Raw genomic sequence first — 11,322 nt, forward strand, 5'->3', positions numbered from 1 at the left:
AGCTGCCGGCCGTCGATGGTCGTGGTCGCGCTCGGTGAACCGAGATCGCCGGTGACTTCCTGCGCCGCCGCCGGCTGTCCCGCGACGGCCAGCGCCAGCAGGCTGGAAGCCAGCAGGCCGATGCAACTTGTTCTCATGATCGCCTCCCAATGGGTTCGGATGATTCGGAAATGCCTGCCGCCTGTCAGGCCCCTTCCCCGACGTTCCGCCAGCGCTTACCACACGCCCCCGGTCATCACCTATAGAGGCCGCGCGCGCGAAGCGGATTGATCAAGCTCAATCTGCGCGCCAGGACACGCGAAGCGCCACGTAGCGAACCCGATTGCCGGTGTAGCCTACGGGCCGCGATGCCCGTCAGGCCCCGGCGTCGGCCCGGAGCGGATCGCCGCCGACATCGAGCGCCAGCGCGCGGCACAGGCTCTCGGCATAATGCCTCGGGCTGCGCTCCTCGCGGAAGCGGAGGCGGATCGCCTCGCGCCGCGCACGACCCGGCCCATTGGCCAGGAGGTCGACCAGCACATCCGCCACCTGGGTGGCGTCGAACCGGTCCGGCACCGTCCACACATACTCGGACGGAACGTCCGCCGCCGCCGCCAGGTCCTCGTTGGCAACGGTCGGCAGGCCGGCGATCGCGCAGTCGACAAGGGCGGCCGAAAGGCTGCCGAAGCCATGGCTGCGGAGTTGCACCGCAAGGTCCGCGCCCACCATGTAGTCCCGATAAAGCGGCCACGGCAGGTGGTCGTCGAAGAAGCGTATGTGATCGGCGAGCCCCATCGCTTCGACACGCTCGCGCAACGGCCCGCTGCCATCCCCCATTCCGCCGATATTGCCGACGAAATGCAGGCAAGCCGGGATGCCCCTGTCCCGCAGCAAACCGAGAGCCCGGACGCAGTCCTGCGGCGCTTTCGTCGGATGCACGGATCCGAGGCTCGCCACCAGCACGACATCCTCTGCGACGCCGATCCGCTCCCTGGCCGCACGGCGTGCCGCCGGGGTCAGTTCCGCCGGCGAAAGATGACGGTGGGCGGCGAAAGGCAGCACGACCGGCTCCACCCCGTAGGTTGCCGCGATCAGTCGGGCCGACGATCCGGAATGGACCAGCATCGGCGACGCGCTTTCGGCAATTTCGCTGAGGAACAGCGTCCCCAGGCTGGCTTCGTCGAGCAGCCAGCGCCCGAGCTCGTCCGCGCCCACCGTCCGGCCGAGCTCCCGTGACGCGAGCGCCAGCGTCTTCTCGAGGCCCAGGCCCCCGCGATAGAAGTTGAGCATGCGCGAATCGTGGGCGATGCACGCTCCTCCGTAGCGGCGGAAGAGCCTGAAGATGGCACGGTGGTAGCGCGACGAATTGCCGGCCACGCTGACCACCCGGTCGTAGTCGGAGGAGACATGTCCGAACGCATCCAGCGGTCCGACGCGCGCGGCGCCATCCAGCGGGGCCGGCGCGCTGGTTTCGGTAAACACGTCCAGCTCGACCAGCTTGCCCAGTTCGCCGATCGCCGCCGCATTGTAGTCCGCGATCCCCGACTCGTCCGGCGGAACCGGCGTGAACATCGCCACCCGCGGCCGGCGTCGCCTGAGGACGGCGGGCGCGGCCTGCCGGTCGAGACGTTCAAGCAGCGGCGTCCAGAACCGCTCCGCGACCTCGGCCGCGCGAAACCTTGGCCAGACCGAGGCTTGCCGCGCGACCGCCGCCTCCCGCCACCGCTCGTCGAAGACGGCGCGCTCGAGCATCGCCGCAAGCGCCGTCGCGTCGTCGACCGCGAAACGGTCGGCCGGCGCCGCCAGCAGCTCGCGATGGGCCGGGATGTCGGAGGCAATGGACGGGACCCCGGCGGCCATCGCCTCGACCACCGGCAACGAGAACCCCTCGTCGAGCGACGGCACGACCAGGGCATGGGCGCGCGCATAGGTCTCGAGCAGCCGTTCTTCCGAAATCTCGCCCATCATCTCGACAAGCTGCGGGTCACCGCCGGCTTCGCTTGCGAGGGCACGCAGTCGATCGGCCACACGATCCGGAAAACGGCCGACCACCGCGATCGGGATTCGGGCCCGCTGCAGGCGCATCGACATTGCGTGCGCCCGTATCCCGAAGTCCGTGTTCTTCCTCGGGTCGTTGCCAACGACCAGGAGCAGGTGGCGAGGTGACTGGACACCGCCCGATGGCGGGAAATCCGGCCGGAGCGCGGCGCCGGTGACACGGATCGCCGCCGCTGGAACGCCGACGATTTCGGTGAGATCCCTGCCGGTGCTTTCCGAGATCGCGCCAAAGAGATCGAAGTCGGCCAACCAGCTCAGGTTGAGTGCATGATTCGACCGCACCACCGGGCGCTGGAGATACAGGTCCGGATGTTTCCAGGGGATGAAATCATAGACCACCGAGGCCCTGAACACGCCCGGCATCCGCATCAGCCGCGCCACGAACAGCGGATCACAGGTCATCGGCGACAACTGGACGAAGCCCTTCGATCGGCGTTCGCCGTCATATCCGTTGGTGACAATCCGCGAGACGCATTCGCGGGCCGCGGGGATCACCTCCCGCATGTCGGGATCGCAGATGCCGATCAGCTCCAGTTCCGGTGGAGCATGCTCCAGCAGAGCCAGCGCATGCCGTCCGATCCCACGTTTGGCGCGGATCGGATCCTGCAGGCAGCGCAGGTCGACCAGGACGGAAACGGAGGACGGAGAAAGCAGCGCTGCTCTCCCGTCAACCGCCGGCTGCATCGCGCGGACTATCGGCCGGCTTCGGTGCGGCCCGCAGCCTCGCCGTCAGCAGTGATCGCTCGACGATCTCCGCCATCGCCTTCGCTTCCTTTCCCGCCTCCGCCGATTGCACCCGCAGAGAGTCGAGCGCGGCGCGAATCTGGGTCATCTGCTTGCGGGTCTCGGCCGCCGCCGCCGCCGCATCCTTCTCCCGTCGCACGGACTGTAGCTGGAGCGCGTCGAGTGTCCTGCGGATTTCTGCGATCTGCTCGCGGGACGCAACCAGTTCGGCCCGCATCTCCTTCAGCCGGAGACGGGACTTCGCGAGCCGTTTCATGATCGGGCGCGCCACCGCCCGCCGCATTCGTTTGGAGAGCGGCTGCACGACGGTGCTGAAGGCCAGCGCTTCCAGGAAACCGCGGCGCTTTCGCCGGGCAGGCGCCCCGCTGCCACCCTTTCTGGCGCCGCCTGGCTTCGGCTCGTCGGCTTCCTGAGCCGGGGCCGGGTCGGTCATGGCCGCGGCCCGGCCGGCATCCCGCGCCTCTCGGCCCGGAAAACGGCGTCAGCAACGCGTGGGACGCGGCGGTGTTTCATACGCTGCAGGTTCCTGTCGGAGATCGAACAAAGTCTGGAAATGCCCGGCCGTGGGCAACCGGGATCCCCCACATCCGAATCGCGCGAAGCTATCAAGCTCCCCCGACGGCAACAACCGTTCACGGCCCGTCTCGATCGCTGACGCATCCCGGTCGCTGGCCCATTGGCGGACGCCCGACGCGAACGGGCAGGCGGAACCGGTGGCACACCGGCTTGTCGGGCAACCACCGCGTCAGATCGGTTTCGAACCACCCGGCAGGAGTGGCATCCACCTGACGGCCCGCCGGCGCGATCGGCGGTCAGTGAAGGGCGATCTTCGCCGCCGCGTCATGCGCAATGCTCGGGGCGCGCGCCGAAGATCGGATAGGTCGATCCGGCGGTGACGGTCTTCCCGGCCGCACCGCCCGCGATCATCTTCCAGGTCACTCGACGAGCGTCACCGGTGGCGGCGACCAGCGTCCGTCGATCACCTCGAAGCTCGGCCAATACAGGCGCAGGTTCATTGTGAAGGAGCCGCTTTGCGGTGCGGGCAGCCAGTTGGAGTCCTTGTCCGCCCCCGGCGACGCGCGCTGGATGTACAGGTCGAGCGACCCGTCCGGGTTGAATGCCAGGTCATCCCTGTCGCCGATCGCATAGCGGTCGATCGGGTTATCGGCGAAGAGCTGGCGATCATTGTACATGGTCAGCGACCAGAACGCCCGGACCGGCGGAATCTGGTCCTTGTCGAAATGCATGACATAGCGGCGGCCGCTGTCGAACGGACGGCCCTCGGAATCGGCGAAGGCTGTCGGATAGACGGCATCGTCGGGCACATTGGCGCCGAGCCCGCCATAGGCGACTCCCGCGCGATGAAGGTAGTCGGCGCCGTAGGTGCCGATCGCGGCGAGGTTTGTCCGCCAGCCGTTCTCGAGGACGCCGGCCTTCGCCCAGGCCGCCTTGATCAGCGGCAGTGCCTCCTCCGGCGCCGCATTCAGCGCATCCTGGATCGCCTGGGGCTGGTCCGCCACCGAAAAGCCCTCGCCGGGCACGATGCCGATCCGCTTCATCCGGTCGATGATCGGATAATCGTTGGCGTGGGGCGGATTGGATTTCATCAAGTCGGCGAATGTCGCGAAGAAGGTCGCCGCGTCCATTTCGTCGACCTGATCCGGCGGCGCGGACACGTCGCGGTTCGGATCGACTTCTCCCTTCGGGGGCTCATAGGGCTTGCCATAGGCGCTGAGCGGCACGGCGGTGAGGCCATTCTGGAATGCGTGAACGGCGTCATAATCCGCCGTACCGTTCGTTTGCACGCGACCGCCGATCCAGCCACCGGCCGTCGGGCTGTCGTAGCGCGCGATGCCGGCCGGCAGGTCGCCCTCCCATCCCGGCCCGACGATCGCCAGCACCTGTGCGCCGTTGCCGGTGGTGCGGGAGCCCGGAGAGGCGAAGACGTCCGTCCAGTTGTCGAGCATCGGCAGCAGATAGTAGCGCCCGCCCGAATCCGGGACGGTGACGACCAGCGGCTCCTTCGACACGTCGAATATCAGCGACGAGTAAAGCGTGTCCGCATTCGGGCGAACGACGACGGTGAAGGATGGATCGGGAAATGCCAGCGCGTGCCCGAACTGGTTTACCGGCGCGGACGTGCTGCCCGTCGGTTCGGGGACGTTCGTGGAAATGTGTCCACTCACCTCCATCAGCACCAGCGGATAGGCATAGATATAGGCATCCCGCGCGATCTCCCGGGCCTCTTCCATGGAAACCGGTTGCTGGGCGGCAGCGCCCGACGCGAGGGCTGCGGCGCCCGCGCATGCGGCCGCTAAAAACAGGGCTTTCATCGACTTATTTTCTCCGATAGGGGCTGGATGTTCCTGTCGTCAGGTCCGGCGGTGAGCGGATCGCCGCGGACCGCTATGGGGCCTTCTCCCGGTCAGGCAGGCGGATATGCATCGCCTGGCCGATTCAAAGGGCTTCTCCCGCATCGCTGGCTGGTCTCGTCCCGGTTCCTTTGTCGGCTTGGCGCGCCATCGACGGGCGCCTTGACTAGCGCTTCGCGCAGCCGGAGACTATCCTGAACGGCACAATGTTTACGGGAGAAGCACGGGGATCTTGGCGGCGGGATTCCTGTGTTGGCTTCGTTCGGCAACGGTCCGGACGAAGGGTCGGCCGAATGCCGGCGCCGTCGGGCGGAACGCAGAGAATGAACCCACCGAGCCAGCACCCGGCGTGGACCATCCTGTTGACCAAGGGGTGGCTTTCACGGCAGCCGGCATGGTTTCAGGACGAAGTCGTCGCCCGCGCCACTTTCGAGACCTTCGAGCCGGATGAAGCGATCTACAGGATCGGCGGACCGCCGGGCGGGATCTACGGTCTTGTATCCGGAACATTGAAGGTGAGCACGGCTCCCCCTCATTCCGCGCCAAGATTCATCCAGTTCGGTATTCAGGGCGCCTGGGCGGGCGAAGGCCCCTATCTGACCGGAGAGCCGCGGCGGGCGGAACTGCGGGCCATTGGTCGCTGCACCCTCATGCATCTGCCCCTCGACGCGATGAACAGGATCACCGAAAGGAACGCCGACGCGATCCGGTGCTTCGCCGCCATCACCGTCTCCCATTTCGACGTTTTGGCGAGGATCATCGACGACCTGCTGCTCCCGCGCGCCGATCAGCGGATCGCATCCGTGCTGCAGCGCACCGGCTGGCTCGATCCGGCGACGGTGCCCATCAGTCAGGCGGAGCTCGGCGCGATGGCAAACGCGTCACGCAAGCAGGTCAACGCGGCGATTGCTCACTTCGCTTCAAAAGGCTGGATAAGGCACTCCTATCGCTCGATTGAGGTGCTCGACGGCGACTCGTTGTTGTCGTTTGCGCTGAAGGACGACCGCTGACCGTCTCGCGAGTGACGAGCCGGTCTTCCCGCGCTTGCCTGGATGCCGGGCCACGCGGACAGCCCTTATTCGGCCGCTCCGGGCTGCCGTTGCGGATCGGACGCCGGTTTTGGCCGATGGGCCGCGTGCTGGGTATATGCCTCGGGCACCGGTCCCCTTTTGCGAGCCGACCGCTTGCCTCGCTCCGCGCCGATGCAATAGGCGGCCGTCGCGAATGGAATGACCGGCAAGGCGAGGCGGACATATCGCCGGTCCCTTCGCGCCACATGGCGGGACATCCGGAACGCGATCGCCGTCCTGCGTTGCCAACCGTGGAATCCGAACGGCAGTCCCGAGGCGGTGAATTCGCCACGCCCCTCCGCCGCCCTGCGGCCGCGCGCGTAGCTGTCGCGGAGCAGCGCGACGGGATTCGTCGGATTGCGATGGATCGTCACCACCTTGGGCTGCCACACCGGCTTCTTGTCATCCGGCAGCCGTCCGTTGAACTCGCTGTCCTCGCCGATCCTGAGATCCTCGCGGAAATAGCCGAATTCCGCGAACAGCCCGCGATCGTAGGATGCGCCATACGGCAGGCCGCGCCGCTTCAGTTTCGGCTGGCGCCATGGAAAGACCGTCAGGTGCGATGCCCAGGCGAAGGGGTTTCGCCGATGGCTGTTGGCGAGCGAGCTGCCGACCGCCGCGAACCCCCCATTATGCATCAGCAGCCGGTTGGCCGCCCAGTCCTTGGTCGCCAGGCAGTCGCTGGCCAGGAAGGCCACATAGGGCGCCCGGGTTGCCCGGATTCCGATATTGCGTGCGGCGCCGACAAACAAGCGCTCCTGGCGCTCGATGACCGGAACGTCGAGGCCGTGCGACGCGAGGCATCCCGCCATGTCGCCGCCACCGGAATTGACCACGAGCACCTCGACCGGCGGGTCCTGGGCGAGCAGCGACCGGACGGCATCGACGGCCAGCGCCGAGGCGCCGACCACCAGCACGATTACCGCCAGATCGGGAGCGGGAGGAACGCTTTCATTCATCGCCGATGCGCCCCAGGGCCTCGTCGCCACGCGTCGCGGGGAGCTGGAGCCTCAGCCTGTCGTCAACGGATCGAGCATTCCGCCAGTCCCAACCTTGCTTGAATACGCGACGACGCATATGGACGGCAATCCCTTGATAATGCCGAAAAGCAGAGTCAAAGTATTTTGTTAACCGAACGGGCACCATGAGCCTCGGACGAGGAGGTGCGGACGGGTCGTTGCTGGTGCGGAAATGGTACGACGGCGTGGTTGCATCTGCTTCGGGCGGCCCGGATTCCGGCCCGGCTCCTCAATGACACCAGATGCGGTTCCGCGTTCCGCCTCGAACGTTCGGCGGAGCGGCGATGGAACACGCTGATCGCGGCCTGAGGTCCACCGATCGCAGGACGATCTCTGGTGGCGATCTCCTCCTGCTCATCCAGCTTCCGATCCTGAAGCTCGCCGCTCTCACCCTGCCGGAGGAGCGATGGCTCGCCTTCTGCCGCCTTGTCGGCTCCGGTGCCTCGGTCCGGACGGCGGCGGAAGCGGTCGCCGCCTATTTCGCCGCACCGGCCGCCACACCCGTCGATGCCGCTTCGGTGGCGCTCGAGGCCCGCGCCGCCCGGCTGGAGCATTTCATGCAGATCCTGGCGGGGAAGTCGGGCGCCGCGCTCCACCCGCGCCTGTCCGGGCTCGAGGACCTCGAATCCGCCCTCGCGGCGCGACGCGGCGCGGTGCTCTGGGTCGCTCACTTTGCCTATGCGCCACTCGCCGCCAAGGCGGCCCTCATGTCGGCCGGGTACCATACCTGGCACATGAGCCGGCCGGAGCATGGCTTCTCGAAGACCCGCTTCGGTATCGCGGCGCTCAACCCGCTGCGCTGGCGGGTGGAGGAGCGCCACCTCGCCGGGCGTATCCTGATCGACCGCAGGAATCCCGCCGCCGCGACCCTCAGGGCGAGGCGACTGCTCGCCGACAACGGCATCGTCTCGATCACCGCAGGGGACTGGGAAGGCGCCCGCGTGCTGGAGATACCATTCGGCCCGGGAACGGTCGGCATCTCCAACGGTGCCCCGGCCCTTGCCCATCTCGCCGGTGCCGCGCTGATCCCGGTGGTCACGGTCCGCGAGAGGCCCGGAAAGCCCATCGAGGTCATCCTGCTGCCGCCGCTGCTTCCCGATCGCTCCACCCCGCGAGGCGAGTGGGTCGACATCGCGGCCGGGTATTTTGCCGAACAGGTCGCGCCCTATGTTGCGCGGTTTCCCGGGCAGTGGCGGGACTGGCGGCGCTGGAAATGCCGCCCGTGAGCGACTGCCGGCACCGCGTCGCCGGCCGCGTCAGCCGGGCTTGTCCTGGCCCTGCGCCGGTTGCCGGGCCGCCTCGCCGAGCTCGACCTCCGGCATCCACAGACCGCCATCCTCCTTGTGCGGCGGCAGGAAGGCGCGGCGCTTGGCAATCTTCTTGAACTCCGCGCCTTCCTCGTCGGCGAGATAGTCGTAGCCCATCGCCTGGTACTGGCCTTCCGGATCGAGCACCTTGTAGAGATCGCGGCGGCCTTCCCGCCGTTCCCGCGTGATCATCTTGAGGTGGTAGAGGTTGAGGTCCGTCTTCCGCCGCTCATAGCCCTTGGGATAGTGCTGCTCGTGCAGGGCCTGCGTCCCGAATTCCTGTCCATCGAGGAGGGGGAAGAGGCGATAGCGGATCTTCCGGCCCCAGGCGCCGTCGTTCCGGTAGACGTCGGGCGCATAGAGTTCGCGCAGCCGGAAGCCCCAGGCGACCGGCCCCTCGGCCTTGGTGAGCTTCGGCATCTCTTGCGCGGCCGCCTGTTCGAGCCGCTGGTCGGGGTCCATGTAGAGCACCCAGCGCGCGCCCGTATCCCGCGCCGCCCGGATCAGCAGGGCGCGGCGCTCGGGTTCGGAGCTGAACAGGTCGGTCGCCGCGCGATCGTCGTAGGATATGTACCCGTCGACCATCGGCCTGAGATTCTCGATCAGGTCGGGGACGAGATGCGCGTCGTATCGGAAGGAAAAGACAGCCACGGTCCGGGGCTTCCGCCGCCACGGCAGGCGCCATCCCCGGCTGAAGAATTCGGTCGTCAACATGTCGATTGTCAGCAGCTTCCGGCAGGGTGACCGGCGGCGCCATGCCGCCCGTCGGGTCTCGAAACAGGTCGCAGCGAGGCTAGTTCATGGCTTCGCCCGCGACCAGACACCCCGGCGGAAAAATCCACCGTCCCGTCGGTCCGAACCGGGATTCCCGGTCCGCCCCCCGCGAGCGCACCGGCTGAACTCCCCTGCGCTTTTGGTTAGCATGCGCGGCAGGAGCGGGAATCACTCGTTCACAGCCCGACCTGCGGGGTGGAGATTTCGCCTGATGCCGACCCGAACGCCGATCGTCAAATCGTGGCACTGGACCGTCCCCGCGCTCGCCCTTGCCGCCCTTGCCTGCATGGTCGCCGGCGGCGCCGCGGCCCAGGAACAGGAGTCGCCGCCGCGCAGCGAACGGGCGATGCAGGACAACGTGCCGGTCGAGCCGGTGGCGCAGGACAACGAGATCCAGGCGCGCCTCCAGCGTATCCTTGTAGCAAGCGGCTGGTTCACCGATCCCCGTGTCGAGGTCAAGGAGGGGATCGTCTTCCTCGACGGCTTCAGCGAAACCCTGGAACAGTCGCAATGGGCCGGCGCGCTCGCCGCCCGCACCGAGGACGTCGTCGCGGTGGTCAACCGCATCGAGGTCAAGCCGGAGATCGACTGGGACCTGTCGCCGGCGCTCCAGGAGGTCCAGCGGCTCAGCACGGCCGCACAGCGTGCCATCCCCATCGTCGTGATCGGCGCGGTGATCCTCCTGGTCACCTGGCAGATCGCCCGGCTGGCGGCGCGTTTCATGGGCTGGGTCCTGCGCAACCGGATCGCGTCGCCGCTGATGCTGACCGTCGTTTCGCGCGCCTTCGCGGTCCCCGTCTTCATCCTCGGTCTCTATCTCGTCCTCCAGATTTCCGGCCTCACCAACCTCGCGCTGACCGTCCTCGGCGGCACCGGCCTCGCCGGCATCATCATCGGCTTCGCCTTCCGCGACATCGCCGAGAATTTCCTCGCCAGCCTGCTCCTCAGCGTCCGCAATCCCTTCCGCGCCGGCGACGTGGTCCGGATCGGCGGCAGCGAGGGCATCGTCGTCAACCTCAATACGCGAAGCACCGTCCTGCTCACCCAGGAGGGCAACCACGTCCAGATCCCCAATGCCACGGTGTTCAAAAGCGTCATCACCAATTTCTCGAGCAATCCGAGCCGGCGCGGCGAATTCTCGGTCGGCATCGGCTACGACGACCGCACCAGCCAGGCGCAGGAGATCGTCGAGAGGGTGCTGACCGCCCACCCGGCCGTCCGCACCGACCCCGCGCCCTTCGTCATCGTCGACGAGCTCGCCGCCGCGACCGTCAACCTCAAGGCCTATTTCTGGTTCGACAGCGACATCCATTCGCCGCTCAAGCTGCGTTCGGCGCTGATGCGCCAGACCAAGCAGGCCCTGATCAATGGCGGCATCTCGATGCCGGACGAGGCGCGCGAGGTGATCTTCCCGCAGGGGCTGCCGCTCTACCGCGCTGAGCCGGGCGGCAAGCCACCCGTCGCGCCGAAGCGCAGGAAGCCGCCCCCCTCGGCCGAATCCGACGCGACCCATGCCGAAGGCGGCCTCGCCAGCGAGGACGAGGACATCCTGCGCGAAGCCGGCGCCGCCCGAACCGCCGACGAACGCGAAAACCTGCTCAAGGGAAGCTGAGGCGGCCCTCTTTCGGTCGTTCTGGCATCACGGGTCCGCCGGTGCGCGCCGCAGGCGCCCGAGCCGGCGCACGGACTCCGCTGCTCCGCCCGACGGCCCTCCCGCATTGCCGTCCTGACAGCCCCCCCTTCGCCATCCTGAGGTGCCGCCAAAGGCGGCCTCGAAGGACGCACCACCCAGCCACCTGACCGAGCACCACCGGCGCCCCCCTCGACGTCATGGCCGGGCCTGACCCGGCCATCCACGCCATGACCAGCGAACGCGCCGCCTCCCTCCCCGAAGGCCCCAAGGCGGAATACGCTCCGCTATTCCGCCCTACGGCGCTCCCCATCCCGCGGTGGCATTGACAGCATCGGGCGGCTATGCGCAGGGATGCGTTGTTCCGGC

At 67.7% G+C, this 11,322-nt stretch carries 8 protein-coding genes; 3 read left to right on the forward strand and 5 right to left on the reverse strand.

Annotation, left to right across the window (positions count from 1 at the left end):
• Positions 1-354: 354 nt before the first annotated feature.
• The 3 genes from KDJ86_RS14465 to KDJ86_RS14475 all read right to left on the reverse strand — a co-directional run bounded on the left by KDJ86_RS14465 (position 355) and on the right by KDJ86_RS14475 (position 5,033).
• Entirely contained in the window at positions 355-2,721 is a 2,367-nt protein-coding gene (locus KDJ86_RS14465) for a glycosyltransferase (RefSeq protein ID WP_291747183.1), read from the reverse strand.
• Positions 2,705-3,214: a hypothetical protein gene (locus tag KDJ86_RS14470; RefSeq protein ID WP_291747185.1), complete on the reverse strand. Its 510-nt coding sequence runs from the start codon at positions 3,212-3,214 to the stop codon at positions 2,705-2,707. Before KDJ86_RS14470 ends, KDJ86_RS14465 begins: the two co-directional genes overlap by 17 nt.
• A 502-nt stretch (positions 3,215-3,716) precedes the next feature.
• On the reverse strand, positions 3,717-5,033 hold the full coding sequence (locus tag KDJ86_RS14475) for a DUF1254 domain-containing protein (RefSeq protein WP_291747189.1): 1,317 nt from the start codon (positions 5,031-5,033) through the stop codon (positions 3,717-3,719).
• Positions 5,034-5,476: 443 nt separating this feature from the next.
• On the opposite strand from KDJ86_RS14475, the gene KDJ86_RS14480 reads away from it, so the two are divergent.
• Positions 5,477-6,163 carry a Crp/Fnr family transcriptional regulator gene (locus tag KDJ86_RS14480; RefSeq protein ID WP_291747192.1) on the forward strand — a complete coding sequence of 229 codons (687 nt, stop codon included), beginning with the start codon at positions 5,477-5,479 and terminating at the stop codon, positions 6,161-6,163.
• A 65-nt stretch (positions 6,164-6,228) separates the two neighbouring features.
• Here the strand turns inward: KDJ86_RS14480 and KDJ86_RS14485 are convergent, their stop codons facing one another.
• Complete coding sequence (locus tag KDJ86_RS14485) at positions 6,229-7,182, reverse strand: glycosyltransferase family A protein (RefSeq protein ID WP_291747195.1); 954 nt, start codon at positions 7,180-7,182, stop codon at positions 6,229-6,231.
• A 344-nt stretch (positions 7,183-7,526) separates the two neighbouring features.
• Between KDJ86_RS14485 and KDJ86_RS14490 the strand changes: the two genes are divergently transcribed.
• Positions 7,527-8,468, forward strand: coding sequence for a hypothetical protein (locus KDJ86_RS14490; protein WP_291747197.1), 942 nt, complete (start codon positions 7,527-7,529; stop codon positions 8,466-8,468).
• 30 nt (positions 8,469-8,498) lie between these two features.
• Here the strand turns inward: KDJ86_RS14490 and KDJ86_RS14495 are convergent, their stop codons facing one another.
• Positions 8,499-9,263, reverse strand: a complete 765-nt coding sequence (locus KDJ86_RS14495; RefSeq protein WP_291747200.1) for a glycosyltransferase family protein — start codon at positions 9,261-9,263, stop codon at positions 8,499-8,501.
• Positions 9,264-9,534: 271 nt separating this feature from the next.
• Here KDJ86_RS14495 and KDJ86_RS14500 point away from each other — a divergent pair, with 271 nt between their 5' ends.
• Complete coding sequence (locus tag KDJ86_RS14500; protein ID WP_291747202.1) at positions 9,535-10,935, forward strand: mechanosensitive ion channel family protein; 1,401 nt, start codon at positions 9,535-9,537, stop codon at positions 10,933-10,935.
• Positions 10,936-11,322: the final 387 nt, after the last annotated feature.

The sequence above is a fragment of the Bauldia sp. genome (assembly GCF_020442045.1).
Taxonomy (GTDB): Bacteria; Pseudomonadota; Alphaproteobacteria; order Rhizobiales; family Kaistiaceae; genus Bauldia.